At 73.1% G+C, this 26,653-nt stretch carries 27 protein-coding genes; 13 read left to right on the top strand and 14 right to left on the bottom strand.

Annotated features, from left to right (window positions below; genetic code table 11):
- Window positions 1-292 precede the first annotated feature (292 nt).
- Window positions 293-2,008, top strand: a complete 1,716-nt coding sequence (locus ABZ951_RS16785; RefSeq protein ID WP_361280107.1) for an ATP-binding cassette domain-containing protein — start codon at window positions 293-295, stop codon at window positions 2,006-2,008.
- Complete coding sequence (locus ABZ951_RS16780; protein ID WP_344089402.1) at window positions 2,005-2,976, top strand: ECF transporter S component; 972 nt, start codon at window positions 2,005-2,007, stop codon at window positions 2,974-2,976. Before ABZ951_RS16785 ends, ABZ951_RS16780 begins: the two co-directional genes overlap by 4 nt.
- On the opposite strand, the gene ABZ951_RS16775 is transcribed toward ABZ951_RS16780, so the two are convergent.
- The gene (locus tag ABZ951_RS16775) at window positions 2,960-4,129 is read right to left on the bottom strand and encodes a steroid 3-ketoacyl-CoA thiolase (protein ID WP_344089401.1); all 1,170 of its coding nucleotides are present in this window, start codon (window positions 4,127-4,129) and stop codon (window positions 2,960-2,962) included. The two genes, ABZ951_RS16780 and ABZ951_RS16775, sit on opposite strands and share 17 nt — an antisense overlap.
- Before the next feature lie 320 nt (window positions 4,130-4,449).
- On the opposite strand from ABZ951_RS16775, the gene ABZ951_RS16770 reads away from it, so the two are divergent.
- The 4 genes from ABZ951_RS16770 to ABZ951_RS16755 all read left to right on the top strand — a co-directional run bounded on the left by ABZ951_RS16770 (window position 4,450) and on the right by ABZ951_RS16755 (window position 8,541).
- Window positions 4,450-5,682, top strand: a complete 1,233-nt coding sequence (locus ABZ951_RS16770; protein WP_344089400.1) for a cytochrome P450 — start codon at window positions 4,450-4,452, stop codon at window positions 5,680-5,682.
- Between the two features lie 236 nt (window positions 5,683-5,918).
- Window positions 5,919-6,539 carry a DUF6230 family protein gene (locus ABZ951_RS16765; protein ID WP_344089399.1) on the top strand — a complete coding sequence of 207 codons (621 nt, stop codon included), beginning with the start codon at window positions 5,919-5,921 and terminating at the stop codon, window positions 6,537-6,539.
- Window position 6,540: 1 nt separating this feature from the next.
- On the top strand, window positions 6,541-7,113 hold the full coding sequence (locus tag ABZ951_RS16760; protein ID WP_344089398.1) for a DUF6114 domain-containing protein: 573 nt from the start codon (window positions 6,541-6,543) through the stop codon (window positions 7,111-7,113).
- Window positions 7,114-7,845: 732 nt separating this feature from the next.
- The gene (locus tag ABZ951_RS16755; protein WP_344089397.1) at window positions 7,846-8,541 is read left to right on the top strand and encodes a hypothetical protein; all 696 of its coding nucleotides are present in this window, start codon (window positions 7,846-7,848) and stop codon (window positions 8,539-8,541) included.
- Between the two features lie 34 nt (window positions 8,542-8,575).
- Here the strand turns inward: ABZ951_RS16755 and ABZ951_RS16750 are convergent, their stop codons facing one another.
- Both ABZ951_RS16750 and ABZ951_RS16745 read right to left on the bottom strand, forming a co-directional pair.
- Window positions 8,576-10,630 (bottom strand): bifunctional glycosyltransferase 87/phosphatase PAP2 family protein, encoded by a 2,055-nt coding sequence (locus ABZ951_RS16750; RefSeq protein ID WP_344089396.1) that lies wholly within the window; start codon window positions 10,628-10,630, stop codon window positions 8,576-8,578.
- 156 nt (window positions 10,631-10,786) lie between these two features.
- Window positions 10,787-11,473, bottom strand: a complete 687-nt coding sequence (locus ABZ951_RS16745; RefSeq protein WP_344089395.1) for an HAD-IA family hydrolase — start codon at window positions 11,471-11,473, stop codon at window positions 10,787-10,789.
- Window positions 11,474-11,833: 360 nt separating this feature from the next.
- Here ABZ951_RS16745 and ABZ951_RS16740 point away from each other — a divergent pair, with 360 nt between their 5' ends.
- Window positions 11,834-13,903: an MFS transporter gene (locus ABZ951_RS16740; RefSeq protein WP_344089394.1), complete on the top strand. Its 2,070-nt coding sequence runs from the start codon at window positions 11,834-11,836 to the stop codon at window positions 13,901-13,903.
- Here ABZ951_RS16740 and ABZ951_RS16735 read toward each other — a convergent pair whose 3' ends face one another.
- From ABZ951_RS16735 to ABZ951_RS16710, 6 genes are all read right to left on the bottom strand, one after another.
- Window positions 13,904-14,428, bottom strand: a complete 525-nt coding sequence (locus ABZ951_RS16735; protein ID WP_344089393.1) for a GNAT family N-acetyltransferase — start codon at window positions 14,426-14,428, stop codon at window positions 13,904-13,906.
- Window positions 14,429-14,512: 84 nt separating this feature from the next.
- Window positions 14,513-15,022: a DUF3995 domain-containing protein gene (locus ABZ951_RS16730; protein WP_344089392.1), complete on the bottom strand. Its 510-nt coding sequence runs from the start codon at window positions 15,020-15,022 to the stop codon at window positions 14,513-14,515.
- Entirely contained in the window at window positions 15,019-15,348 is a 330-nt protein-coding gene (locus ABZ951_RS16725; RefSeq protein WP_344089391.1) for a DUF6191 domain-containing protein, read from the bottom strand. Before ABZ951_RS16725 ends, ABZ951_RS16730 begins: the two co-directional genes overlap by 4 nt.
- A 189-nt stretch (window positions 15,349-15,537) precedes the next feature.
- Window positions 15,538-15,723 (bottom strand): hypothetical protein, encoded by a 186-nt coding sequence (locus tag ABZ951_RS16720; protein ID WP_344089390.1) that lies wholly within the window; start codon window positions 15,721-15,723, stop codon window positions 15,538-15,540.
- Window positions 15,723-15,866 carry a hypothetical protein gene (locus ABZ951_RS16715; RefSeq protein ID WP_344089389.1) on the bottom strand — a complete coding sequence of 48 codons (144 nt, stop codon included), beginning with the start codon at window positions 15,864-15,866 and terminating at the stop codon, window positions 15,723-15,725. Before ABZ951_RS16715 ends, ABZ951_RS16720 begins: the two co-directional genes overlap by 1 nt.
- 373 nt (window positions 15,867-16,239) lie before the next feature.
- A complete protein-coding gene (locus tag ABZ951_RS16710) occupies window positions 16,240-16,452 on the bottom strand; it encodes a hypothetical protein (protein ID WP_344089387.1) in 213 nt (70 codons plus the stop codon).
- 259 nt (window positions 16,453-16,711) lie between these two features.
- On the opposite strand from ABZ951_RS16710, the gene ABZ951_RS16705 reads away from it, so the two are divergent.
- Window positions 16,712-17,725, top strand: a complete 1,014-nt coding sequence (locus ABZ951_RS16705) for a helix-turn-helix transcriptional regulator (protein ID WP_344089386.1) — start codon at window positions 16,712-16,714, stop codon at window positions 17,723-17,725.
- A gap of 310 nt (window positions 17,726-18,035) precedes the next feature.
- Here the strand turns inward: ABZ951_RS16705 and ABZ951_RS16700 are convergent, their stop codons facing one another.
- Both ABZ951_RS16700 and ABZ951_RS16695 read right to left on the bottom strand, forming a co-directional pair.
- Complete coding sequence (locus ABZ951_RS16700; protein ID WP_344089385.1) at window positions 18,036-18,617, bottom strand: TMEM165/GDT1 family protein; 582 nt, start codon at window positions 18,615-18,617, stop codon at window positions 18,036-18,038.
- A 183-nt stretch (window positions 18,618-18,800) separates the two neighbouring features.
- Window positions 18,801-19,646, bottom strand: a complete 846-nt coding sequence (locus tag ABZ951_RS16695; protein ID WP_344089384.1) for an ABC transporter permease — start codon at window positions 19,644-19,646, stop codon at window positions 18,801-18,803.
- A gap of 229 nt (window positions 19,647-19,875) precedes the next feature.
- Between ABZ951_RS16695 and ABZ951_RS16690 the strand changes: the two genes are divergently transcribed.
- The 4 genes from ABZ951_RS16690 (at window position 19,876) to ABZ951_RS16675 (ending at window position 24,074) form a co-directional block, all read left to right on the top strand.
- Window positions 19,876-20,517, top strand: coding sequence for an HNH endonuclease family protein (locus tag ABZ951_RS16690; RefSeq protein ID WP_344089406.1), 642 nt, complete (start codon window positions 19,876-19,878; stop codon window positions 20,515-20,517).
- 165 nt (window positions 20,518-20,682) lie between these two features.
- On the top strand, window positions 20,683-22,341 hold the full coding sequence (locus ABZ951_RS16685) for an alkaline phosphatase D family protein (RefSeq protein ID WP_344089383.1): 1,659 nt from the start codon (window positions 20,683-20,685) through the stop codon (window positions 22,339-22,341).
- Between the two features lie 428 nt (window positions 22,342-22,769).
- Window positions 22,770-23,258, top strand: a complete 489-nt coding sequence (locus ABZ951_RS16680) for a DoxX family protein (protein ID WP_344089382.1) — start codon at window positions 22,770-22,772, stop codon at window positions 23,256-23,258.
- Between the two features lie 177 nt (window positions 23,259-23,435).
- Window positions 23,436-24,074: a VTT domain-containing protein gene (locus ABZ951_RS16675; RefSeq protein ID WP_344089381.1), complete on the top strand. Its 639-nt coding sequence runs from the start codon at window positions 23,436-23,438 to the stop codon at window positions 24,072-24,074.
- Window positions 24,075-24,316: 242 nt separating this feature from the next.
- Here the strand turns inward: ABZ951_RS16675 and ABZ951_RS16670 are convergent, their stop codons facing one another.
- Window positions 24,317-24,541 carry a hypothetical protein gene (locus ABZ951_RS16670; protein WP_344089380.1) on the bottom strand — a complete coding sequence of 75 codons (225 nt, stop codon included), beginning with the start codon at window positions 24,539-24,541 and terminating at the stop codon, window positions 24,317-24,319.
- Between the two features lie 113 nt (window positions 24,542-24,654).
- Window positions 24,655-25,320 (bottom strand): snapalysin, encoded by a 666-nt coding sequence (snpA, locus tag ABZ951_RS16665; RefSeq protein WP_344089379.1) that lies wholly within the window; start codon window positions 25,318-25,320, stop codon window positions 24,655-24,657.
- Window positions 25,321-25,524: 204 nt separating this feature from the next.
- On the opposite strand from snpA, the gene ABZ951_RS16660 reads away from it, so the two are divergent.
- The gene (locus ABZ951_RS16660; RefSeq protein ID WP_344089378.1) at window positions 25,525-26,481 is read left to right on the top strand and encodes a LysR family transcriptional regulator; all 957 of its coding nucleotides are present in this window, start codon (window positions 25,525-25,527) and stop codon (window positions 26,479-26,481) included.
- On the opposite strand, the gene ABZ951_RS16655 is transcribed toward ABZ951_RS16660, so the two are convergent.
- Window positions 26,436-26,648, bottom strand: coding sequence for a hypothetical protein (locus ABZ951_RS16655; protein WP_344089377.1), 213 nt, complete (start codon window positions 26,646-26,648; stop codon window positions 26,436-26,438). The genes ABZ951_RS16660 and ABZ951_RS16655 overlap by 46 nt on opposite strands.
- Window positions 26,649-26,653: the final 5 nt, after the last annotated feature.

Here is a 26,653-nt window from a genome sequence, read left to right as displayed (position 1 = left end):
CGGGAACGGGCCGCACCCCGTCCACGGCCCCCGGCCCCGGCCCGGGACCGGAAGGCGGCGCGCATGCCTCCACGGGTCGCTCGTCCGGCGCCGCCCCGGAGGCAGCCCCCGCCCGGCCGGGCGACACCCCTGCCCCGGACGGCCGCGACCGCACGCCCTGCACCGGCCCCGGCACCGGCCCGGAGGCAGCCCCTGCCCCCACGGACGCGCCGGCCCGCAGGGCCCCCGGCGGAACCGCCCCGCACCCCACCTCTCCCCCGGGCCGCGAGCCCGGCCGTAAGGAGGCCCCGCAGTGATCCGGTTCGAGCAGGTGTCGGTCACCTACCAGGACACCGACGGCGGCGGCGCCGTGCGCGCACTCGGCGGGGTCGACCTCACCGTGCCCGAGGGCGAGCTCTGCCTGCTGGTGGGCCCGTCCGGTGTCGGCAAGTCGACTCTCCTGGGCACCGTCAGCGGCCTCGTGCCGCACTTCACCGGCGGCACCCTGCACGGCCGGGTCACCGTCGCCGGGCGCGACACCCGCACCCACAAGCCGCGTGAACTCTCCGACGTCGTCGGGACCGTCGGGCAGGACCCGCTCGCCCATTTCGTCACCGACACCGTCGAGGACGAGCTGGCCTACGGCATGGAGTCCCTGGGCCTGGCCCCGGACGTGATGCGGCGCCGGGTCGAGGAGACCCTCGACCTGCTGGGCCTCGCCGAACTGCGGGAGCGGCCCATCGCCACCCTCTCCGGCGGGCAGCAGCAGCGCGTCGCCATCGGTTCGGTGCTGACGACCCACCCCCGGGTACTGGTCCTGGACGAGCCGACGTCCGCGCTCGACCCGGGCGCGGCCGAGGAGGTGCTGGCCGTGCTCCAGCGGCTGGTCCACGACCTGGGGACCACGGTGCTGATGGCCGAACACCGGCTGGAGCGGGTCGTGCAGTACGCGGACCAGGTGATCCTGCTGCCCGCCCCGGGGGCCGCCCCGGTCGTCGGCGACCCCGCCGAGATCATGGCCGTGTCGCCCGTCCACCCGCCGGTGGTCGCGCTCGGCCGCCTCGCCGGGTGGTCGCCGCTGCCGCTGTCCGTGCGGGACGCGCGCCGCAAGGCGGCCCCGCTGCGGGAGCGGCTGGCGGCCCTGCCCGCCCCCGCCCGGACCGGGACGGCGGCCCCGGCGCCCGAACCCCGGCCCCGCGCGGGCGGGCTGCTGCGCAGGGCGGTGCGCGCGGGCGGGGCCGGGTCCCCGGCGGGCGCCCCGCCGGCCGCCGAGGTGCGGGGGCTCACCGTCCGGCACGGCCGCGTCGTCGCGCTGCGCGAGGCGGAGCTGACGGTGCGGGCCGGGGAGACGGTCGCGCTGATGGGCCGCAACGGCGCGGGCAAGTCCACGCTGCTGCGGACGCTCGTCGGCATGCACGCGCCGGCCGCCGGCTCGGCGCGCGTCGGCGGGGTGCCGCCGCGGTCCACCGCCCCGGCGGAGCTCCTGCGCCACGTGGGCCTGGTGCCGCAGGACCCGCGCGACCTGCTGTACGCGGACACGGTCGCGCAGGAGTGCGCGCAGGCCGACAAGGACGCCTCCGCCGCGCCGGGCACCTGCCGGGCGCTGGTCTCCGGCCTGCTCCCGGACGTCCGCGACACGACGCACCCCCGCGACCTGTCCGAGGGCCAGCGCCTGGCGCTCGCCCTGGCCCTCGTGCTGACGGCCCGTCCGCCGCTGATCCTCCTGGACGAGCCGACGCGCGGCCTGGACTACGCGGCCAAGGCCCGCCTGGTCGAGATCCTTCGGGGACTGGCCGCCGGGGGCCACGCGATCGTCCTGGCCACGCACGACGTGGAGCTGGCGGCGGAGCTGGCACACCGGGTCGTCGTCATCGCCGACGGGGAGATCGTCGCGGACGGCCCGACCGCCGAGGTGGTGGTCGCCTCCCCGGCCTTCGCCCCTCAGGTCGCCAAGGTCCTCGCCCCGCTGCCGTGGCTGACGGTCCCGCAGGTCAGGGCGACGCTGGAAGCACCGGAGGCGACGGCATGACGCGACACCCCCCGCCGGACCCCGGCACACCCCGCGCAGAGGGCACCGGCCCGGACCCGGCACAGCGACCCTCCGTCCACGACCCCGCACAACCGGGCCCCCGCACGCCCCGCGAACCCGTCCCCGACCGCCAGGCGCGGGCCGTCCGCCTCGGGCCGCGGTCGGTGGCCGCGCTCACCCTGGTCTCCGCCATAGGCGTAGCCGCCTTCGGCTGGCCCCTGCTCGCCGACTCCGCGTCCGGGCTCGCGCACTCCAAGGACGCGCCCTGGCTGTTCGCGGCGCTGCTGCCGCTGCTCCTCGCGGTCGTCGTCGCGACGATCGCCGACACCGGCCTGGACGCCAAGGCCGTCGCGATGCTCGGCGTGCTGGCGGCGGCGGGCGCGGCCCTGCGGCCGCTGGGGGCGGGGACGGCCGGCATCGAGCCGATGTTCTTCCTGATGGTCCTCTCGGGCCGGGTCCTCGGGCCGGGCTTCGGGTTCGTCCTCGGCTCGGTGTCGATGTTCGCGTCGGCGCTGCTGACGGGCGGGGTCGGGCCGTGGATGCCGTTCCAGATGCTGTCGATGGGCTGGGTCGCGATGGGTGCGGGCCTGCTGCCGGGCCCGGACCGCCTCCGGGGCCGCCGCGAGCTGCTGCTCCTGGCCGGCTACGGGGCGGTGGCCTCCCTCCTGTACGGCACGGTGATGAACCTCCAGGGCTGGCCCTACATCGGCGCGCTGGCCACCGGGGTGTCCTTCGTCCCCGGTGACCCGCTGCCGGAGAACCTCGCCCGCTTCGTCGCCTATTGTCTGGCGACGTCGCTCGGCTGGGACCTGCCCCGGGCGGTCCTCACCGTCGTGGCCACGCTGGCGCTGGGGCCCACGGTCCTGGGGGCCCTGCGCCGGGCCACCCGCCGGGCGGCCTTCGACGCGCCGGTGGAGTTCGAGGAGGCACAGGACGCGCGGGAGGGACGCCCTACAGCCGCTGGATGATCGTTCCCGTCGCCAGCCCGCCGCCCGCGCACATCGTGATCAGCGCGAACTCCTTGTCCGTCCGCTCCAGCTCGTGCAGGGCCGTGGTGATCAGCCGGGCGCCGGTGGCGCCCACGGGGTGGCCGAGCGCTATCGCGCCGCCGTTGACGTTGACCTTCTCCAGATCCTGCTCGAAGACCCGGGCCCAGGAGAGCACCACGGAGGCGAACGCCTCGTTGATCTCCACCACGTCGATGTCCTTGAGCGACATCCCGGCCTTGCCGAGCACGGCCCGCGTCGCGTCGATCGGCCCGTCGAGGTGGAAGTGCGGGTCGGCGCCGACGAGCGCCTGGGCGGCGATCCGGGCCCGGGGGCGCAGCTTGAGGGCGCGGGCCATCCGCTTGGAGGCCCACATCAGGGCGCTGGCGCCGTCGGATATCTGGGAGGAGTTGCCGGCGGTGTGGACGGCGGTGGGCATCACGGGCTTGAGCCCGGCGAGCGCCTCCATGCTGGTGTCCCGCAGCCCTTCGTCGCGGTCGACGAGCCGCCACATGCCCTGCCCGGCGAACTGCTCCTCCTCGGTGGTGGGCACCTGGACGGCGAAGATCTCCCGCTTGAAGCGTTCCTCGGCCCAGGCCCGGGCCGCCCGCTCCTGGGAGAGCAGGCCGAAGGCGTCGACGTCCTCGCGGGTCAGGCCGCGTTTGCGGGCGATGCGCTCGGCGGCCTCGAACTGGTTGGGCAGGTCCACGTTCCACTCGTCGGGGAAGGGCTTGCCGGGCCCGTGCTTGGAGCCGCTGCCCAGCGGCACCCGGGACATGGCCTCGACGCCGCAGCCGATGCCGATGTCGATGACGCCGCCCGCGACCATGTTGGCGACGAGGTGGTTGGCCTGCTGGGAGGAGCCGCACTGGCAGTCCACGGTGGTGGCGGCGGTCTCGTAGGGCAGGCCCATGGCGAGCCAGGCCGTGCGCGCCGGGTTCATCGACTGCTCGCCGGCGTGGGTGACCGTGCCGCCGACGATCTGCTCGACGCAGTCGGGCTGGATGCCGGTGCGGGCGAGGATCTCCCGGTAGGTCTCGCCCAGCAGGTAGGCGGGGTGGAGATTGGCGAGCGCGCCTCCGCGCTTGCCGATGGGGGTGCGTACGGCTTCGACGATGACGGGTTCCGCGGCCATGGCTCGTCCTCTCGTGGCAGCCGCGGACGTCCCGGCGCCCGCGGCGCGCTGTGTCTTCCCCTGGGGTCCGGGGGACGGCTCCTGACAACGGGCGGTCCCCCGCCGTACCGACACCTGACGCGCGATGCCGACGCACCGCGCCGGCAGCCGTTACTGATACGCGTTCTACTTCCGCCCGCAGTCTTATGACTGCGGCCCCCGGTACGCAAGGGTCGCGCACGGGCCGCGTGCGCAACAGATGGCGTCGCCTCCCTTGCCGCCCCGGTGCGCCGTCACTACCTTCGGGCGTATCTGACGGTCCATCAGACATGGAGGGGCCGATGCCCTGTCCAGCGCTGCCCGACGGCTTCGACCTCACCGACCCCGACCTCTACCGGCAGCGGGTGCCCCTCCCGGAGTTCGCGGCGCTGCGGCGGACCGCGCCGGTGTGGTGGAACGCCCAGCCGCACGGCATCGCGGGCTTCGACGACGACGGCTACTGGGCCGTCACCCGCCACGCGGACGTGAAGGAGGTGTCCACCCGGCCCGAGGTCTTCTCGGCCGCGGCCAACACCTCGATCATCCGCTTCAACGAGCACATCGGGCGCGAGGAGATCGACGCCCAGCGGCTGATCATGCTCAACATGGACCCGCCCGAGCACACCCGGGTCCGCCAGATCGTGCAGCGCGGCTTCACCCCGCGCTCGATCCGGGCCCTGGAGAGCGCCCTGCGCACCCGCGCGGAGGCGATCGTGGCGGCCGCCCGGGACCGCGGCAGCGGCGACTTCGTCACCGACATCGCCTGCGAGCTGCCCCTCCAGGCCATAGCCGAGCTCATCGGCGTCCCCCAGGAGGACCGGGCGCGGATCTTCGACTGGTCCAACAAGATGATCGCGTACGACGACCCCGAGCTCGCCGTCACCCGGGAAGCCGGCACCCTGGCCGCGGCCGAGCTCATCTCCTACGCGATGAATCTGGCCGCCGAGCGCAAGGAATGTCCCGCGCGGGACATCGTCAGCCGCCTGGTGGCCGCCGAGGACGAGGGCAACCTCGGCTCCGACGAGTTCGGCTTCTTCGTCCTGCTGCTCGCCGTGGCCGGCAACGAGACCACCCGCAACGCCATCAGCCACGGCATGCACGCCTTCCTCACCCACCCCGAGCAGTGGGAGCTCTACCGGTCCGAGCGCCCGGCCACGGCGGCCGAGGAGATCGTCCGGTGGGCGACGCCGGTGGTCTCCTTCCAGCGCACGGCCACCGAGGACACCGAGCTGGGCGGCGTCCCCGTGCGGGCGGGCCAGCGCGTGGGGCTCTTCTACGCCTCGGCCAACCACGACCCGGAGGTCTTCGCGCGCCCCGACGCCTTCGACATCACGCGCGACCCCAATCCCCACCTCGGCTTCGGCGGCGGCGGCCCGCACTTCTGCCTCGGCAAGTCCCTCGCCACCCTGGAGATCGACCTCGTCTTCCACGCGATAGCGGACACCGTGCCGGGCATCCGGGCGGCGGGCGAGCCCCGGCGGCTGCGGTCGGCCTGGCTGAACGGGATCAAGGAACTGCGGGTGCGCTATACGTAAATGACGTTTCGTCAATTCCCTTGCGCAGTACGGGAATAGGTCCGTACCGGCACCTTGCCCACGGCCTTCGGCGGACTTACTCTCGGGTACACCTTCCGGGTCGGCACGTTCGTATACACGTCGCACGCCCGTTGCACGCCCGCGCCCGGCGCGGGTGGCGCCCGTGCCGGCCGCGCACGAACTCAAAGGCCCGCCACCATCGCAGGCTCTCCACGCTCTCCGAGGGGGCAACCAGCATGAAGGACGCTCAGGGCAGACAAGTGACGGGACGCGTCAGGTGGCGGAAGTTCGCCGTGCTGGCCGTGCCGGGATTCGCGGTCACGGCCGGTCTGGCCATCGCGCTCGCCGAAGGGGCGCTGGCCGCCTCGTTCGCCGTGTCCGGGCAGCAGTTCAAGGTCTCCGCCGCCAGTCTGGAGGGCAAGGGGTTCGCGCAGTACGGCAGCGTGGACACCAACGCCCGCGGCGACCTGCTGCCCGTCGCCGTCACCGCGATCAAGGAAGCCGAGCTGAAGAAGCTCTGCCAGTCCGTGGTGACGCACCTGCCCGTCATCGGTGACATCTCGCTGAACCTCAAGGCCGGCGGCGGCAGCAAGCCCGTCAAGGCCACCGACCTCTTCGTGGACGCCACCCAGCTCGCGGGTGACGCCGAGTTCTCCAACATCGAGATCGGCCGGGACGCCTCCACCCTGGACAAGGGGCCGGAGTCCGCCCAGGGCCTGCAAGACCTCTTCGCCCAGCAGGCCGACCGCGTGTACATCACCGACCTCCAGCAGGTCGCCTGGGCGACCAACGCGGGAACGTTCAAGCTGGCCGGTCTCAGCATGAAGATCAACAAGGGTAAGCAGGAGTGCTTCTGACGTGGCGGCCGGCACCGAGTCCGGCAGCCCGCGCCGCCGCCCCTGGGCGGCGTGGCGGCAGTGGCGCAAGGGGCGCCCCTTCTGGGGCGGCCTGGCCACCGTCCTCGCCGGCGCGGAGATCTGCGCCATCCCGCTCGCACCGCTGAAGGTCATGCTCCACCAGGGGATCGCGGGCATCCCGTCGGTCCTCATGGGCCTGGTCATGATCCTGATGGGTCTGACGGCCTGGTTCGCACCGCAGTACCGGGGCCTCGCCGGAGTCCTCACCGTCATGATCGCCGCGGCGGCGCTGGTCATGTCGAACCTCGGCGGGTTCCTGATCGGCACCCTGCTCGGCGTCGTCGGCGGCGCCATGATCTTCGCCTGGCAGCCGCGGGCGCCCTTGGGGGCGCCGGACGGCGGTGACGGTCCGGGCGCCGCTGCCGGCGGCGCACCCGCGGCCGTCCCGGCCGACTTCGGAGCCCCTCCCGGCTCCGGGGCGGACACCCCCGAATCCGACACCCTCGAATCCGACACCGTCGCCCGTCCCGGCTCCGCGCCGGACCCGGGCCCCCGGCCCGCGCCCGGCCCCTGACGGGACCGGAGCCGGGGCGGATCCCCCGCACGACCCGGCCGGACGCCGGGCCGTGACCGACCCGGGCCGGTCACGGAGGAACGAAGCCACGACGGCCGGTCCGGCCGGCGGTCTTCCGGCCGCACGGACCGGCCACCGATCCGGCGGCCGACAGGCCGTCAGCCGGCCGGCACCACCGGTCGGCCCGGCCTACGGGCTGCCGGACGGCCGAACGGGCCGGCGGGCAGCCGATGGACGGACCACCGGGACGCACGGACCACCGGACGCACGGACCGGTGGACGCACGGACCGGCCACCGGCCCGACCGACGGTTCGTCAGCCGGTCGGCACGAACCAGCCGCTCGGCGCGAACAACCGCTCGGCGCGAACCAACCGGTCGGCGCGAACCGGCCGGCCGACGGCCGGACGCACCGGCGGACGCACCGGCGGACGGCGACCGGGCACACCGGTCGCCCCCGGCCGCACCGAACGCACCAACCGACAAGGCCGACGGCCGGACGCACCGCCGGCAGGACGAACAGGCGGGCGTCCGGCCCGAGGAACCACCACGGCGCGGGCCCGCGGGCCCCGCACGGGCCCGGCCCTACGGACAGGCGCACGCGGACACGAACCGCCCCCGCCTTCCCCGGGCCGCCGCCCGGGCCCGGTGCTGACCGCGCCTCCACATCCCCCCATGGACGATCCGCGACCCCCACGGATCGGCACCGCTCACCTCCCACACAAGGAGATCCCATGCGCTCTCGCAGCCTCCGTACGCGTGCCCTGCTCGCCTCCGGCGCGGGGCTGGCCTGCACCGCCGCCCTCACCCTGACCGGCCCCGGGGCATCGGCCCAGCCCGGCGCCCCGCTCGCCGCGGGCTCCACCACCGTCTCCCCGGCGGGGCACTTCTTCGCCGCCAAGCTCGTCGGGAAGGCCACCTTCAAGGCGGGCTCGGTGACCCTCACCTGCACGGTCTCCACCTCGCAGCCCACCGCGGGCAGCGACAACAACCGGGTCCCGGCCGCACCGGGCAACCACAACCCGGCGGGCCCCGTCGTCAGCCCCATCAACGCGCCCACCTACTCCTCCTGCACCGCCAGCCTGCCGGGCGTGACCGCGACCGTCGTCACCTCCGGCGCCTGGAGCGTGGCCATGCAGCACGGCTCGCCCTCCACCGCCACCCTGACCGTCCCCGTCGGCGGCTTCGTCCTGAAGACCAGCGGCCTGGCCACCTGCACGGTGACCGGCGCGCCCACGGCCGCCGCGGACATCGCCACGGAGTTCACCAACGGCGCGCCCTCGAAGCTCACCGTCACCAACGCCTCGGTCCCGGTGAAGGTGGAGGGCGGGTTCGGCTGTCCGACCAGCGCGGCGACGTCGGTCTTCAACGCCACCTACGAGGTCACCAACACCACCGACCCGGCGACACCGATCACCGTGACCGGCTGACGCGGCCGCCCGGCACCGGCGGCCGCCCGGGGCGTCAGCCCTTGGACGGCGCCGGTGCCGCAGCGGGGCCGGCCGCGTCCTCCACGGCCGGTTCCGCGGGGCTCCGCGGCCCGGGCGGCCCGCCCGGGGCACGGAGCCCCGGCCCGGTGAGCACGTACTGGATGGCGAAGGCCGACGCCACCACGACGGCGCCGCCGACCGCGTCCAGCACGTAGTGGTTGGCGGTCCCGATGATCACGGAGAGGGTCAGCAGCGGGTAGATCATGCCGAGCCACCTCATCCACAGCTTCGGCGCGACGGCGGCGATCACGACGCCGCACCACAGCGACCAGCCGATGTGCAGCGACGGCATGGCCGCGTACTGGTTGGACAGCTCGGTCAGCGCCCCGAAGTCGGGGTTGTCGAGGTCCTGCGGGCCGTTGGCGGTGTCGATGAACCCCCGGCCGGGCATCAGCCGCGGTGGGGCCAGCGGGTAGAGCCAGAAGCCGACGAGCGCCATCAGCGTCGCGAGGGACAGCGCCGTGCGGGCCCAGCGGTAGGTGCCGGGGCGGCGCACGTAGAGGTAGGCCAGCAGTGACACCGGCACCAGGAAGTGGAAGGTGCCGTAGTAGTAATTCATGCTGTCGGTGAGCCAGCCCACCGTCGACACGAAGTGGTTGAAGCCGTGCTCGATGTCGATGTGCAGGAATTCCTCCACGCCGATGATCTGCCGGCCGTGGGCCTCCGCGAGGGCCCGCTCGTCGGGGGCGTAGGCGCGGATGAAGGAGTAGACCCAGTAGCCGATCCTTATCAGCATCAGCTCCAGCAGGACGTTCGGCCGGCTCAGCGGGCGCTTCCAGAAGGAGACCAGCGGCACCCAGGAGAAGCGGCCGGGCCGCGGCTCGGCGACGGGGGTGGGCTCGGGCCGGTCCCACAGCGGTGAGTCGCGGGTGAGGAACGGCACCGCGCAGGCCGCGAACAGGGCCGCGAGCAGCGGGGCGTTCCGGCCGATCGGCTGCAGGACGGGGTTGTCCGGCATCAGCACCGCGCTGGTCAGCGTCATGACGAGGACGACGAGCACGGGCCACACCAGCCGGTCGGCGCGGCGCCTGCCGACCCGGCCGACGACGGCGAGCAGGATCCACAGCAGCTGGTGCTGCCAGGCGGTGGGCGAGACCGCGACGGCGACACAGCCGGTGACGGCCGTCGCGAGCAGCGGCTGGCCGTCCAGGGCGTAGCGCGCGGCCCGGCGCAGGCCCAGCACGGCGACGGTGACGGCGAGCACCCCGTAGAGGGCCAGTTCAGCCGGGCCGTGGAGCCCGAGGCGGAGCAGCAGGCCGTGCAGGGACTGGTTGGCGAGACCGTCGGGCGCGGCGCCGAGACCGGCGCCGGCGACGTGGTGCACCCAGTAGGTCCACGAGTCGTCCGGTAGGGCCGCGAGGGCCACCGCCGAGCAGGCCGCGAAGGTGACGCCCGTCCAGACGGCGGCACGGCGCCGCCCGGTCAGCCGGAGCAGCAGGGCGAAGAGGAGCACGGCGGGCTGGAGCGCCGCCGCGAGCCCGATGAGGAGGCCGCTGCCGCGGCCGGAGCCGTGGGCGAGGCGGGGCAGGCAGCAGCCGAGGAGGACGAGCAGCACCGGGAGGATGCTGGTCTGGCCGAGGGTGAAGGTGTTGCGGACGGGCAGCGACAGCACCGCCAGGATGATGGCGGCGGGGGCGGCGAGCAGGGCGGTGCGGCGGGAGACCGGCCCGGGCAGGGAGCGGGCGGCGACGAGGGCGAGGGCGACGACGAGCAGCAGGGTGCCCAGCGCCCAGACGACGCCGAGACTCTGCTCGGCGGCCCGGGTCAGGGGTTTGAGCACCAGCCCCGCGAAGGGGGTGCCGGTGAATTCGTCGGTGTCGTAGAGCGAGCCGCGAACGTGCAGGACCCCGTCCGGGCCGATCCAGCGCTCCAGGTCGGTCAGCCGCCGCTCGGGCGGGAGCCGCAGCACCGCGGCGGTCTGACGTATGGCCAGCAAGCCGGCGAGGAGCCACAGAGCTCCCAGTGCCAGGCCGGTCCGCGGGCCCGCTCCCGGCGGGCTTCCCAGGCCGCTCCTCTGTGCGTTCGCCACGCCTCGCCGCTCCTCCAGTCGCCCGGCAGGTCACCCGCGAAGGGCTCTTTGAGACCTTACTGAGTCCTGGAGAACAGGCGCAGGCCACCCCCGCGTCATCTGCCGGTGCCAACCGGGTGATTGAGCCACGTGGCCAGCGGGTTCACGCCAAGCGGATCAGGAGGAGATGTGCAGGGTCAGGCCGCCGCCGGGCAGCGCCTCGACGCGCACCCGCGTCAGGTCGGCGACGTGCGCGTCGGGCGCGTGCGCCGCCGCGCGGGGGCCCACACCCACGACGCGCATGCCCGCGGCCCTGCCGGCCGCGATGCCCGCCTCGGAGTCCTCGAAGACGACGCACTCCTCGGGGGCGAAGCCGAGGCGGGCGGCGCCCTTGAGGAAGCCCTCGGGGTCCGGCTTGCTGGCGCCGACGGACTCGGCCGTCACCCGCACCGCGGGCATCGGCAGCGCGGCGGCGCCCATGCGGGCCTCGGCCAGGCGGAGGTCGGCGGAGGTCACCAGGGCGTGCGGGAGGCCGGCGAGGGCGGCCATGAAGGCCGGGGCACCGGCGACGGGCACGACGCCGTCGACGTCGGCGGTCTCGGCCGCGAGCATCCGCCGGTTGTCGGCGTGGTTCTGCTCCATGGGGCGGTCGGGCAGCAGGACGGCCATGGTGGCGTAGCCCTGTCGGCCGTGGACGACCTTCATGACCTCGTCGGGGTCCAGACCGTGCTCGCCGGCCCACTGGCGCCAGCAGCGCTCGACCACGGCGTCGGAGTTGACGATCGTCCCGTCCATGTCCAGCAGGAGGGCGCGGGCGGTCAGCGTCGTCGCGGCGCTGGTGACGGGTGTGCGGTGGGCCGGCATCGGCGGACTCCTGGGCGCGGGAGAAAGGCAAGCGGCTCCGCCCGCCGGTCAGGGAATACGGGCGGAGCCACTTTGTTTCCTCACGATACAAAAAGAGGCGCCATGAACGCCAACGCCCAGGTCACAAGCCCTGCCGCCCGGCCCGCGGCACCCCCGGAAGAGGGGCCCTGGAGCGTCACACGGGCTGCCAATGGCCTAGCCCGGCGGGCCCCGGGCGCGAATCGGGCCCACGATGGAACACCAGGCGCCGGCAGGTCCCGGCACGGGGCGGCCCGTACGGCAGGTCCGTAGGGGCGAATCCGGCGCCGCAGCCCGGTCCGACCGGGCCGGGCCGCACCCGAGTCGCACCCAGGAGCGCCGATGGCGGACGACACCCCGGGCCCCTCCGTGGCCGCCGCGCCCGCACCCGTACCGGGTGAGGGGCAGCCCCGGCGCACCGTCATCGTCGCGATCGGCGCGCTGCTGCTCGGCATGCTGCTGGCCGCCCTCGACCAGACGATCGTCTCCACCGCCCTGCCCACGATCGTCAGCGACCTCGGCGGCCTGGACCACCTGTCCTGGGTCGTCACCGCCTACATGCTCGCCTCCACGGCCGCGACCCCGCTGTGGGGCAAGCTCGGTGACCAGTACGGGCGCAAGAAGCTCTTCCAGGCGGCCATCGTCATCTTCCTGCTCGGTTCGGTCCTGTGCGGCATCGCGCAGGACATGGGCGAGCTCATCGCCTTCCGCGCGGTGCAGGGCCTGGGCGGCGGCGGGCTGATGGTGCTGTCGATGGCGATCGTCGGCGACATCGTGCCGCCCCGCGAGCGCGGCCGCTACCAGGGCCTGTTCGGCGCGGTGTTCGGCGGCACGAGCGTGCTCGGACCGCTGCTCGGCGGCCTCTTCGTGGACCACCTCAGCTGGCGCTGGGTGTTCTACATCAACGTGCCCATCGGCATCGTCGCCCTGCTCGTCATCGCCGCCGTCCTGCACGTCCCCGTCCGCCGCACCCCGCACCGCATCGACTACCTGGGCACGTTCCTCATCGCGTCGATCGCCACCTGCCTGGTGCTGATGACCTCGCTGGGCGGTGTCACGTTCCCCTGGTCGTCCTGGCAGGTCATCGGCCTGGGCGTGCTGGGCGTGGTGCTGCTGGTCCCGTTCGTCATGGTGGAGCGACGCGCGGCGGAGCCGGTCCTTCCGCTGAAGCTGTTCCGGGTCCGTACGTTCACACTCTGCTCCGTGATCGGTTTCGTCATCGGCTTTGCGATGTTCGGCTCGATGACGTACCTGCCGACGTTCCTCCAGGTCGTCCACGGCGTCTCGCCGACGATGTCCGGCGTGCACATGCTGCCGATGGTCGCCGGCATGCTGATCTCCTCGACCGCCTCCGGGCAGATCGTCAGCCGCACCGGCCGCTACAAGTTCTTCCCCGTCGCGGGCACCGCCCTGACCGCCATCGGCCTGCTCCTGCTGCACCAGCTCGCCCCGGACAGCGGCACCGGCGAGATGAGCGTGTACTTCTTCGTGTTCGGCTTCGGGCTCGGCCTGGTCATGCAGGTGCTCGTGCTCATCGTGCAGAACTCCGTCGGCTACGAGGACCTCGGCGTCGCCACCTCCGGCGCCACCTTCTTCCGGTCCATCGGCGCCTCGTTCGGCGTCTCCGTCTTCGGCACGATCTTCACCAACCAGCTCGGGACCCGCATCACCGACGCCCTCGCCGGCCGGCCGCTGCCCGCGGGCATCACCGCCGACCAGCTCAAAGCCGACCCGCGGGCCGTGGCCGCGCTGCCGCCCGGGGAGCGGGCGGGCGTCCTCGCGGCCTACTCCCAGTCGATCACCGATGTGTTCCTGTACGCGGTCCCCGCGATGCTCGTCGCCTTCGCCCTCGCCTGGCTGCTGCGGGAGGACCCGCTCCGGGCCAGCGTCACCGCCCCCGACACCAGCGAGGTCCTCTCCAGCAACCCCGTCGAACGCTCCTCGCGGGAGGAGGTCGCCCGCGCGCTGTCCCTGCTCGGCAGCCGCGAGGGACAGCGCAAGGTGTACGAGGAGATCACCGCCCGGGCCGGGTTCGACCTGAAACCCGCCGCGAGCTGGATGCTGCTGCGCATCAAGCGCTACGGGCACGCCGAACCGGCGGTCCTGGCCGAGCGGGTGGACATCCCCCTGCGGATCGTCACCGACGCGGCGCAGCAGCTGGAGACGCGCGGGCTGGCGGTGCGCGAGGGAATGCCGCTGGTCCTCACCGAGGAGGGGCGGCGGGTCGCGGACCTGCTCTTCCAGGCGCGCGAGGAGTCGCTGGCGAGGCTGCTGGGCGACTGGTGGACCCCGGACCGGCCCACCGATCTGCACGTCCTCGTCCGGGAGATCAACACCGAACTGTGCGGCTCGGACGCCGAACAGCCCCACAACGGCATGCGGGGCGATCACGACGCGCGGCACCGCCGGTGATCACCGCAGCGCCTTGCCCAGCCACACCTCGCTGTACGGGGCGTCCTCGGCGGTGTTATAGCGGGGCACGGCCGCGTACCCGTGCCGGGCGTACAGCGCCAGCGCCTCGACCAGGTCCTTGCGGGTGTCGAGGACGATCCGCTCCGCACCCCACTCGCGCCCCAGCTGCTCGGCGGCGGCCAGCAGCGCGGCGGCCCCACCGGCCCCGCGGTGCGCGGGCCGCACGTACATACGCTTCAGCTCGACGACTTTTTCGTCCCGCCACCGGAGCCCCACGCACCCCACGGCCGCCTCGTGATGCCGGGCGACGAGGAGCACGCCCGTGGGCGGGGCGAGATCGTCGCTGGGGTCCTCGGCGAGGTGGCCCTCTATCTCCGCGGCGGTCACGGCACGGCCGCGGTAGAGCCGGTACCAGCGGTCGGCGACGTCGGTGAGGTACTCCCGCAACAGCCCTGCGACTTCGCCGGAACCGACGGGCTCGGGCGCGATGACCCAGGCGGGGCGGGCGGTGGCGGGGGCGTCCATGGGGGGATGGTCGCATGGGGGGTGGGGGTTGCTCACGCGATTAAACGGGGCCGGGAAAGGCGGGGCGTCCGGCAGGAGGAACGATCAGCGTCCGGACCCCGGGAGCGGTTCCGCGTCGGTGCGCCTGCCGGACCGGCGGGCCGCGAGGCCGAAGGCCAGGCCCCCGGCGATGAACCAGGGGTTCCACAGGGCCAGCGTCCAGGCCCGCTGCCCCGCGCTCACGGAGGTGTCCAGCTGCGTGGCGTTGGTCAGCAACAGCACCTCGACACCGATGCCACGGGCCAGCAGGAGGGCACCGGCGCCCCACCCCAGCCACCTTGCCAGCCGCGCGGGAGCGCCCCGGAGCCTGGAGCGGGCGAGCAGCCATGCCAGCAGGGCGCCGAGGAGGCAGAGCGCGCCCACACCCCACAGACCGGCCAGGACGAACCACAGCGGACGCTCGGTGGCCAGCGGACCGGCGGAGATGCTCAGCCCGGCGTCACCGCCGACGGCCCAGTAGAAGTGCAACGCGGCGAAGGCGACAGCCCACCAGCACGCGATCCGCCCCCACAGCGTGGCCGGTGCTGCGCCGGGCCCCTCCGGTGCGCGCTTCACCGCCGGCCCGCACGGGCGTCGCGCGGGCCGCCCGCTTCCGGTGGCACCACAATGAACGCGGTGCCCTTGGCCAGGTCGACGCTGGAGCGGGGCGGCGCGCCGTCGCTCTCGTCGTCCCGCCGCAGCAGCTCCACCCGCCGCTGCTCCAGCTCTGCCGTCTTGTTCCCGTTCACGACCGCCGTGAATTCATCGAAGGCCGTATTCGACAACGACCGCCCCGTACGCTTGCGCAGCCACGGCATCAGGCCCAGCCCGGTGAACCACCGCCAGGCGCTCTCCACCAGCGCGAACACGGCCAGCAGACACACGAACGCCGGAAACGACATGGCCCATATCGCCACAGCTGACTCCCCCGTCACCCTCAGCACAGTTGACGGTCAGGGAACGGCGGAAGGGGCGGCGCCGTTCCCGTCGGACGCGCGGGATGGGAGAACGCGGGACTTTGGCCACCGGCCTGAACCCCGCCCGCGCGCCTCCGGGGAGGAGCGCACGGACGGGGCTGTCGGGGAGGTGGCTCAGACGAGGCTGATGCCGGCTTGAGCCTTGATGGTGTCCACGGCGTCATCGGTGAGCCACCGCAGAGGAACCACGGTCCACCGGTCACGCTTGCGCATGACCACGGCCTTGCCGTCCGGGGTGGTCTCGCACCGCATGAAGCCCTGTTCCCTCAAGTCCTGAATCAGGTCTTCGCCCAGCTTCACTAGTCCTCCCGGTCCTTGTCGTCGGCGTGCGAGCTGTGCACGTCACCGTTCCCGAAAACCCGAGTGTCGGGATCGGTGACCTGATCCTGATTGGCCTGAGGGTCCCAAGGCTCGCCCGCTTCCTCGAAGTCCTTCCTACCCATTTTTACGTGCTCCTTCCTACCCAACGCCGTGCCCGGCACAGGGGCCGTCCCCGGGCCGTCGTGCGGTGGCGCCACCCGCCCGGCCTCTTCAGATACGAGGGTGACCAAACGGGCGTGGTACCCGCTCCCTGCGGCGGCTTCCCGGGGAGCGGAATAGGTGTTGCCGGCCCGTCACAGGTCGTTCACCGGGCTTCCGGGTGCGCGGTGCGCCAGTGCTGACGTTGTCGCCGTCGCAAGATGTGGGCGCCCATCACGTCACCCCGCGCAGCAGCAGCCTGCACCGCCAACTCGTCCTTGACGCACCGTTCGCAGACGCGCGGTTTGCCGGAGGACGGCCCGCTGGAGTGCGGCAGCGAGTACGGCAGTCCGCCGCTCATGGGCGCATCCGGGGCCCCAGCCCCAGCGCGCGGCGCTCCTCATCGGTCGCGAGCCTCAGCCGGTCGTGCCGGGCCGGGACCCATGTCTCTGCACCGGTCTTCACCGTGACCGAGTAGTCGCCGCCGACATGCAGCACGCCGACCCGTCCGGTGTCCATGTCGGCCACCAGCGTTCCGGAGCGGTAGCCGCTGTCTCGCGGTGCGATCACCAGCGGTAGGACGGAGTCCACTCCGACCGCAGTATCGGCCGGCGCACGACGCTGTGCCCTGTCAGCCTCGGTCCGTCTTGTCCCGCGTCGCAATGCGAGGCCGGCTCCACCGCCCGTTTCGGGCGTCTCCTGCCTATGCTCTGTCATGGCTGCCTGGCTCCTTCAGGTGGTCCACGCCCCCGGACGTTCGCCGCGTCGCGGGGGTACTTGCGTGTAGCCATACTTCGACGTGTAGTGCTTGCACGGGAGTTGACCGGGATTGACTACTCTGGAGACATCACCGGTCAACCCTCAGAGGTTCACGATGAGTGACTTTGCTGATCTCACCCGCAGAGCACTGCGGGACAGTGGATATTCCATGAAGGCTGCGGCACGCGCAATAAATTACGACGTCGCCTACCTGTCACGAGTCCTCAATGGCAAACAGAATCCTTCGGGAAAACTTGCGGCCTCGCTGGATGACCTTGTCGGGGCGGGGGGCGCGTTGGCTGCAACCGTGCTCGACGGCGACGAAAAGTCGAGGATCGCCCGCAGCGCCTCCAACCCCTCTCGACTGGACGCAGGGACCGTGGACGCACTCGCGGGAGTCTTGGCCGCATACCGGCGATTGGACGACTCCGTAAATCCGCAGTCGGTCATCCCGGCGACCATGGCACAGATGAAGGAGGTCACCCGAATTCTCCGGGGCGCCCGAGGGCCCCACAGGGATCACCTGGCAGAGGTCGCGTCCGAGTGGATCCAGTTCTCGGGGTGGATGCTCGCCCAGGCCCGCAAAGACAGCGAGGCAGTGAGGCTTCTCAACGACGCTTTAGAACTGGCAGATGAGATCGGCAATGGCACTCTTGCGGCCCAAGCCCTGAACTTCAAGGGCTATATCGCCCGACAGCAGGACAGGCCCCAAGGCATTGCCCGGTGGTTCTCCGCCGCAGCCGACACTCCTGGCGCGCACCCCTCCCAGCGAATCGGGGACTACCTGCAAGCAGCAGCCGGAATGGCGACCCTTGGTGAAATGAGAGCAGCGCTACGCATGGTGGAAAAGGCGGAAAGACTGACGGATGCAGCAGCTTCCCTCCCTCCGCCGGATACCGCCTACTGGCTGACGCCTGCGTTCAACCGCCTCAATATGGGTCTCTGCACTCTCGCACTCGGGCGCTACAGCGAAGCTGTCGACCATTTGAAAGCCGGGCTCGCCGACCTTCCGGAGGAGCTACGGGACGCCCCTTGGTCATGGGAGCACAAGGATGCCCTTCGTAGGGCCGTGGAGGCGGCTTAGCCTTGATCGTTCACGGGTCCCCGTTGGTTTGCTGACGGGGACTCTGTATTTGCGTGGCACACCCTTTCGGGGCCGGCAGGCTACGGCCAGGCGGACGCGCGAGCGGGCATGAAGTTCCCCTACCCGCGCCTCGGCCTGACCGTCGACCACGACGGTCAGCGGGCTCGGCCGGACCGCACGGACAACGACATCACCCACTGATCCCAAGCCCGCGCCCCCACCCACGCCCCGCCCACCGGCCGGCCGTGGGCGGACACGCGAAGCCCCCGGCCCCCGCACCGAACCCGAACCCAGCCCCGGAATTGGTCCGTCAGCCCGACACCGCCTCGTACAAGCTGAAGCCCGCCATCGCCAGCATCACCACCGCCGCGATCTTCGTGATCAGCGCCAGCGGGACGTACTTCATCAGCGTCCGGCCGCCCACGATGCCCAGGCCCGCCACCGCCCACAGCGCCAGGACCGCGCCCACGCCGACGGAGACGGGGTCGTCGTAGCGGGCGGCGAGGTTCGCGGTCATGATCTGGGTGAGGTCGCCGAACTCCGCGACCAGGATCAGCATGAAGCCCGCCCCGGAGACCTTCCAGAAGGACTGGTCGGCCGGCTTCTTGATCTCCTCCTCGTCCTCGTCCCGCTTGAAGATCAGCATGGCGGCGCCCGCGAGGAAGAGCAGGCCCACCACGGCCTGGACGAGGCGGTGCGGCAGGAGGGTCAGGACGCTGCCCGCCGCGATGGCGAGGGCGACGTGCACGGCGAAGGCCGCGGCCACCCCGGCGAAGACGTAGCTCGCGCGGTAGCGGGCGCCGAGCATCAGGCCGGCGAGGGCGGTCTTGTCGGGGAGCTCGGCCAGGAAGACGACGCCGAAGACGAGAGCGGCGATGGTGAAGCTGAACACGGGATTCCTCTGTCGGTGGGGCTGCCGCACCGAGAGACCTGCGTGGCTTGCGGGGTCGCTTCGGCACGGCAGCGTCGTGGACACTGCGGCCGAAGGTCTCGCTGGCGCACACCGCGGGAACGGTGATCGCCTCCGGGCGCCGGCTGAGCGGACTCAGCAGTATGTCGACGGTCCGGCGAAGAGCTACTCCCCTTCTGCTCCGTTCAGGGTACGCGAGGAGCGCCACGGGCGCCGCCGCGCGCCGGGCTCACCCGCCGGGCCGGCGTCCCGGTGCAGCAGCCCCCGCGAGATCAACTCCAGGACGACGGCCACCGCCACCGCCTGCACCGCCATGAGCCCGACCAGCACGAACAGCTGCACCGCCCCCGCCAGCACCGGTGACGCCCCGCCCAGCAGCATGCCGACGAACGCCCCCGGCAGGGTGACGAGCCCCACGGTGCGGGTCTGGTCCAGGCCCGGGAGCAGGGCGTCGGAGGCGGCCGGGCGGGCGATCTCCAGGCGGGCCTCGCGGTCGGGCAGCCCGAGCGCCATGCCCGCCTCCACCTCGCCGTGGCGGGTGCGCAGCTCGTCCAGGGCCCGCCGGCCGCTCAGGACGGTCGCGGTGAGCGCGCCCCCGATGAGGATCCCGGTGACGGGGATCAGGGTGATGCCCTTCAGCGGCACGAGCCCGGTCAGGAGCAGCAGCAGGACGACCGGCAGCACGCCGGCGCCGATGGGCAGCGCCGCCCACCACCAGGTGCGGTTGTCCGTGACGCGCCGGCCGGCCGTCCGTACGGCCACGGCGAACATCAGGACGAGGAAGCACAGCAGCAGGGGGACCGCGCGGACCACCCAGCCGATGAGGGCGGAGACGGCCGCCAGCTGGGCGGCGGCGCGCAGCCCGGCCAGGGCGACCGGCCGGGCGTACCCGCGTCCCCGGGCGTCGGCGAGCCGGGCCAGGGCGGCGGCCCCCGCGGCGGCGACGAGCAGGACGGCGAGGACGGCCCCGAGGGTCGCGTTGACGGGCAGCAGCGTTTCGGCGGCGAGCACGCGGCCACCCTACGTTCGGGCGAACTCCCCGGTCCGCCCGGCGGGGTGGTGGCGTGTCAGGGGCGAAGTTCACTTCCGCAAGCCCTTGCCTTGACATGATCGCGTCGTCACCCTGTTACCTGGCGACCACCCCCCGGCAACACCGTGCCGCCATTCTGGCCGCGACCAGCGGCCGACGACCCCCCACCACAAGGGAGTTCCCATGTTCGCCCAGCGCACTCCGTCATCCCTGCGCAGCGTCTACGCGCGTCGTACCGCCATAGCCGGTGGCCTCACCGCGCTCGTCGGCACCCTCGTGCTCAGCGGCCCCACCGCTCACGCCGCGCCGCCCACCCCGCCCGACGCCGCGACGGCCCGTGCGTACCTGGGGCAGCTCACGGTCAAGAACGAGGGTTCCATGGACGGTTACAGCCGGAGCAAGTTCCCGCACTGGAGCACCCAGAGCGGGCAGTGCAACACCCGTGAGGTCGTCCTCAAGCGCGATGGCAAGGACGTGCAGCAGGACGGCAAGTGTGCGGCCGTGAAGGGTTCCTGGTTCTCCCCCTACGACGGCGCGACCTGGACCGACGCCCAGGACGTGGACATCGACCACATCGTGCCGCTCGCGCAGGCGTGGCGGTCGGGCGCGAACACCTGGACCAACGCGCAGCGCCAGGCGTTCGCCAACGACCTGACGCGGCCGCAGCTGATCGCCGTCACCGACAACGTCAACCAGGAGAAGGGCGACAAGGACCCCGCCCAGTGGATGCCGCCGCTGAACTCCTACGCCTGTACGTACGCGCAGATGTGGGTGGCCACCAAGCACTACTACAAGCTGACGGTCGACTCCGCCGAGAAGACGGCGCTGGCGGGCGTCCTCAAGGGCTGCTGAAACGATCATCCTGACGCCCTGACGGACGCCCTGACGCCCTGACGGACGCCCCGGCGGACGCCCGCCGGCATCCGGTCCCGGCTGGCCCCGGGCGAGAAGCGTAGGCGGAAACTCCACGCTCCCCTCCGTCGTTCCGTACCGTACGAGCGACGGAGGAGGCCCGCCATGGCGGCTGCACTGGTGCTGGGTCCACTGCTGCGGCACGTCGATCAGGAGCCGGAGGAGGGGGCTGCGAGCGCCACCGTCTGGGTCGAGTCCGACCGGCCCTGCGAGGTGGAGGTCCGCTGCGCGGACGGCGCCGGCGGGACGGCCCGCACCTGGCGGATCGCCGGGCACTACTACGCCCTGGTGCCGGTCACGGGGCTGCGGCCGGCGAGCGAGACGGCCTACCGGGTGCTCCTGGACGGGGCGCAGGTGTGGCCGCTCACCGGCTCGCGCTTCCCGGACAGCACGATCCGCACGCCCGGCGCCGGTGACACCCTGCGCGTCACGTTCGGCTCCTGCCGGTGGGCGGCGCCGCCCCCGGAGGACGACGGCGGCCCGGGCGACCCCGCGGGCCCCGACGCGCTCGACACCCTCGCGAGCGCCCTGGCCGGCGCCGGCGGGGGCGCGCGGCCCGATGTGCTCGTCCTGCTGGGCGATCAGGTCTACGCCGACAAGACCTCCGCCGCGACCCGCCGCTGGATCGCCGCCCGCCGCCCCCTCACCGAGCCGCCCGGCCACCAGGTGGCCAATTACGAGGAGTACACCCGCCTCTACCACGAGTCCTGGCTCGACCCGGAGATCCGCTGGCTGCTCTCCACCGTCCCCAGCCTGATGATCTTCGACGATCACGACGTCATCGACGACTGGAACACCAGCGCGGCCTGGCTGGCGGAGATGCGGGCGACGCCGTGGTGGGAGGAGCGGGTGCTGAGCGGCCTCATGTCGTACTGGGTCCACCAGCACCTGGGCAACCTCTCCCCCGCCGAGCTGGCCACCGACAAGCTGTACCAGGCGGTGTCGCGGAGCCCGGACGGCACGGCGGCGCTGCGCGAGTTCGCCGCCCGCGCCGACGCGGACCCGGCCGCCGCCCGCTGGAGCTACCGCCGCGACTTCGGGCGCGTCCGGCTGCTGATGGTCGACACCCGCGCCACGCGCGTCCTGGCGGAGGACGGCCGGGCCCTGCTGGACGCCGCCGAGACGGAGTGGGTGCGCGCCCAGGCGCTGGAGGCCCCGGGCTCGTACGACCATCTGCTGATCGGCGCCTCGCTGCCGTGGCTGCTGCCGCCCGCCGTGCACGACGCCGAGACGTGGAACGCGGCTCTGTGCGCCGGGGCCCGCGGCCCCCGCTGGGCCCGGCTCGGCGAGCGGCTGCGCAGGCGGACGGACCTGGAGCACTGGGCGGCCTTCCCGCGCTCGTTCGACGCGCTCACCGCCCTGATCGCGGCGGTGGGCAGCGGCCCGGACGCCCCGGCGACGATCGCGGTGCTCTCGGGGGACGTCCACCACGCGTACGTCGCCGAGCCCGTGTGGCCGGATCCGCCGCGCAGCCGGGTCCTCCAGCTCACCTGTTCGCCGGTGCACAACAGCGTCCACGTCTCGCTGCGCCTCGGTTTCCGCTTCGGCTGGAGCGCGGCCGGCCGCCTGCTGGGGCGCGCGCTGGCCCGGCACGGGCGGGTGGGCCGGCCGGCGATCGGCTGGCGGCGGACCGGCGGGCCGTGGTTCGGCAATCAGCTGATGACGCTGACGCTGCGCGGGCGCACCGCCCGGCTCCGGCTCGACCAGGCCCGCGCGGACAACGGCCTCGTCACCGCCTTCGAGCAGGACTACCCGGAGACCTGAGGGCACGGCCCCGGCCTCCGACGCAACGGGCATCACAGCGAGCCTCACAACGGGCATCGAGGGCGATTCGGGCGGGGCGCGCACCCGCCACGGCGTGATCCGGCCCACACGCGCGGACGGGGATCCGGCCGGTGCGCCGGTGCGCGTGACCCCGCCGCCCCAAGGGGCACGGCCCCGCCACCCCGGGCCTCCGAGCCCTCCGAGAGGGGCCCCTGTGACGTGCGCGCCGGATGGGAACGGTGGGGCGGTCCGGCACCATGAATAAAGAACTTGAACTTGCAAGTATCGATTAGGGGTACCTAACCTGGGGGCCCTCGCGGTTCCGTTCCGCGCTCACGTCCCCGCCCCACCGGGAGCCGGCCGGCCCCCACCGCTCCACCCGTCCCACCCCGTCCCCGTTTCCCGTCCCCGATACGAGGAGTCCGCTCATGCCCTCCACCGCCGCACCCACGTCCCCGTCGACCTCCGCCGGCGCCGCACCGGCCTCCGGGTCCCCGGCCTCGGCGCTCACCGAGCGGCTCGACGCCGCCCGCCCGTACGCCCTCTCCGCCTTCCGCATCGTCGTCGGCCTGCTGTTCGCCTGCCACGGCGCCGCATCCCTCTTCGGCGTCCTCGGCGGCGCGGCCGGCTCCAACGGCGGCACGATCGCGGCCGGCACCTGGCCCGGCTGGTACGCGGCCGCCATCCAGCTCGTCGGCGGCGTCCTCGTGATGCTGGGCCTGGGCAGCCGCACCGCGGCCCTCATCAGCTCCGGCTCGATGGCGTACGCCTACTTCGACGTGCACCAGAGCATGGCGCTGTGGCCGATCCAGAACGGCGGCGAGGCGTCCGCGATGTTCTGCTGGGCCTTCCTGCTCATCGTCTTCACCGGCCCCGGCGCGCTGTCCCTGGACCGCCTGCTGCGCCGCTCCCGCTGAACCGCGTGGGGCCCGGCACAGCCGGGTCCCACCCGCCGCGGCACGTGATTCGAACAACATCCCCGCCCCCCGCGCTCATTTCCCAGGCGCCTCAGGCGTACGCTGTGCGGTTGTGAAGGCCGCCCCTGCCGCTCCCCTGCGACGTCGCGGCGGGGGACCGTACCAGGAGATCAGGACGTGCTGGAGCAGTTGGGGGCGTTGGCCGACACCCCGTGGATCTATGTGATCGTCGGGCTCTCCGTGCTCCTCGACGTCTTTCTCCCGGTGCTGCCCAGCGGCGTACTGGTGATCACCGCCGCCACCGCGGCCGCGGGCACGGCCGCCGACGCGGTCGGCGACGCCGCCGTGGGCCGGGCGGGCTTTCCCGAGATGTTCGCACTCGTGATGTGCGCCGCGACCGCGTCCGTGCTCGGCGACATGGTCGCCTACCGGCTCGCCTGGCGCGGCGGCGACCGCTTCGACCGGGCCGTCGCCCGCTCCCGGCGGCTGACCCGGGCCCAGGAGAAGCTCGGCACGGCCCTGCTGCGCGGCGGCGGCCCCCTGGTGGTCGTGGCGCGTTTCGCACCGGCCGGGCGCTCGGTCGTCAGCCTCGGCGCGGGAGTGATGCACCGCCGGGTCCAGGAGTTCCTCCCCTGGTCGGCCCTGGCGGGGCTGACGTGGGCGGCCTACAGCGTGAGCCTGGGCTACTTCGGCGGCCAGTGGCTGGGCGCCGGCTGGCTCGGCACGGCCGTCTCCTTCTGCGCGCTCTTCGCGGCGGGCGCGGGCGCCGCGTTCGTCATGCGCCGCCCCGGGCCCGCCGAAGCGCAAGCTCAGTAATTCCCCGTAGCCCCCGCTACCGACGTCTTCGCACGCCCCGAAGGCCACAGGCGTACGAAGGGGTGCCGCATCCGTACGAGCACCTGTACGAGCGGCCGCACGGAGGAACCGCCCGCGACACGCCGGGGCGAGCGGCCCCGCCCGGCCCCCGCATACAGGCGTAGCCACCGGGCAGGACCATCGTCATGCCCGGTGGCTACGGCCTCCGGAGTGAGGAATGCGAGGTGGCGCGGGCGCCACGCTCAGAGCTTGGTGAGTTTGGTGTAGGGGCCCGGAATCCGCTCCTGTCGGGAAGCGAAGTCGACGAGCACGGCGATGTCGTCCTCGACACCGATGACCCGGCCGAGGCCGTACCGGTCGTGAGTCACCCGGTCCCCTACGGCGAACCGCTTCACGGGAGACGGGACGGTCGGTTTGTTGAAGGGACTGGTGGGCAGATGCCGTCGGTGCGCTGCAGGCTTCGTCATTCCCCTCAGTATGCGCCCTCGGCGGGCGCCCGGCGTCCGGGACGGCGCAGCGGCCCGGTTCCACCGGGAACCGGGCCGCCGGGCGCACGGGCGCGAGCCCGCCCGCGCGAGGATCAGTGGATCTTGGTGGAGGTGTCCTTGTCGAAGGCCGTCAGACCGTTGGCCCACAGAGCGTTGACCCGGGACCGCTCGGCGGCGTTCGGGTTGGCGTTCTGACAGGACGGGCCGGGGCCGCCGCCCGACATCAGCTCGCTGCACGGGCCCGAGTAGTGGTCCGGCAGGCCGAGGACGTGACCGGTCTCGTGCGCGGTCACCCGGGTCGAGTTGTACTGCTGGTTCTGCCGGTAGTCGAGGAAGATGTAGCCCCGCCCGTGGCCGTCGGTGCTGGCGTAGGAGCCGCGGGAGTCGTTGCCCTCGTAGTACCGGAAGTCGGCGTTGCTGCCCGCACGCAGCTGGACGTTGCGCACGGAGCTGTTCCAGATCTGCGCGCTGCTGGCTATCTGCGACGCGAATCTGGGGGCGCTGCTGGGGTCGTAGGTGACGGTGACGACCTTCAGGCCGGGCGACTTCGCCGCCTTGGCCTTCGCGGACTTCATCACGGCCTCGAAGAACGCCTGGTTGCCCGCCTTCTCGGCGGCCGATCCGGCGTACGACGAGGGCGTGTAGCCCTGCGCGCCCGCGCCGGCCGGCGTGGCGGCGGAGGCGGGGAGGGCCGTCAGGCCCGACACCGCGAGGCCGAGGCCGAGCGCTGCCGAGAGCACCATCGTGGAGCGATTCATGTGGGGGACTCCATTCGTGCCGAGAACCCTGGGCCGCATGGGTGGGTCGGCCGGGGGTTCACCGGGTGAACTGTTGGTCCCGCAGAGTCTCTGACGAGTTATCAGTGGTGCGGATGATGCCAAGTGGCCATAGCTCGGTCCAATCACCTACCCTGCCCCCGGCCGCGCCTGGTGTGACGTGCGAGGTGCAGTTATGCTCCCCCCGTGGAGCTTGAGGTCAGGCACCTCCGTGCGCTTTGCGCCATTGCCGACGCGGGAAGTGTGCGCAAGGCCGCGCTGCAACTGGGCATGACCCAGCCCTCCCTCACCACTCAACTCCGCCGTATCGAGGGGGCCATCGGCGGTCTCCTCTTCACCCGGGGCCAGACCGGCAGCCGCCCCACCCCGCTCGGCCACTCGGTGCTCTCCCGGGCCCGCCCCATCGTGGCCGACATGAGCGCGCTGATAACCGCCGCGCGGGACGCGGCCGTCGGCGCGGACGGCGCCCGGCTGCGGGTGGGCAGCATCGGCAGCCGCGTCGTGACGGGCTGGCTGCGCCGGATCCACGCCCGGCTGCCCGACACGGACATCACCATCCATATAGAGGTCTCCTCGCACACCCTGCTCCAACTCCTGGCCACCAACCAGCTGGACGTCGCCTTCGTCCACGAGACGGCCGGCTTCCCCCTGGAATTCCCGGCGGGGGTGGACCGGCGCGTCCTCACCGCCCGGGAGCCGAAGTTCGTCGCCCTGGCCGCCACCCACCCGGCGGCCGGCCGCCGGGTGATCGCGCTCGCCGAACTGGCCGGTGACTCCTGGATCGTCGACCCCACCGCCGACCACGAGTGGGCGGCCCTGCGCCACGTCTTCACCTCGGCGGGACTCGACCCGCGCCTGGTGCACGTCCGCGACAACACCACGGCGGCGGACCTGGTCGCCTCCGGCGAGGCGGTGCGCCCCTGCCAGCCGACGGCGGAGCCCACCCCCGGCACGGTGCTCCGCCCCTTACTCGGCGACCCCCTCACGGCCGAACTCTCCCTGGCCTGGCGGCCCGGAGCGCTGTCCGTCGTGGAGCTGTCCGCCCTCTTCGACGACCTCGCGGCCGCCTACACGGCGGCGGCCACCCGCAACGACACCTACCGCGCGTGGCTGGCCCGCGACGCCGCCCCGCCGGGGCAGTAGGACGGCGCCACCGCCCGCCGCGGCGCCGCGAACCACTCGGTCCGCAACCGCTCGTACACCCGGCGCTCCGCACCGGTCAGACCCCGGCCGCGCCGGTCGGCCAGGAAGGACCGGATGGCGTCGTTGATCTCCTCACGGGACCGCGCGGGGCTCTGGATCGATGGCATGCGCC

Origin of the sequence: Streptomyces sp. NPDC046215, assembly GCF_040646215.1 — a bacterium.
In the GTDB taxonomy this organism is placed as follows: domain Bacteria; phylum Actinomycetota; class Actinomycetes; order Streptomycetales; family Streptomycetaceae; genus Streptomyces; species Streptomyces stramineus.
Note: the sequence above shows the minus strand (reverse complement) of the source record. Positions and strands in the feature narration are given on the sequence as shown.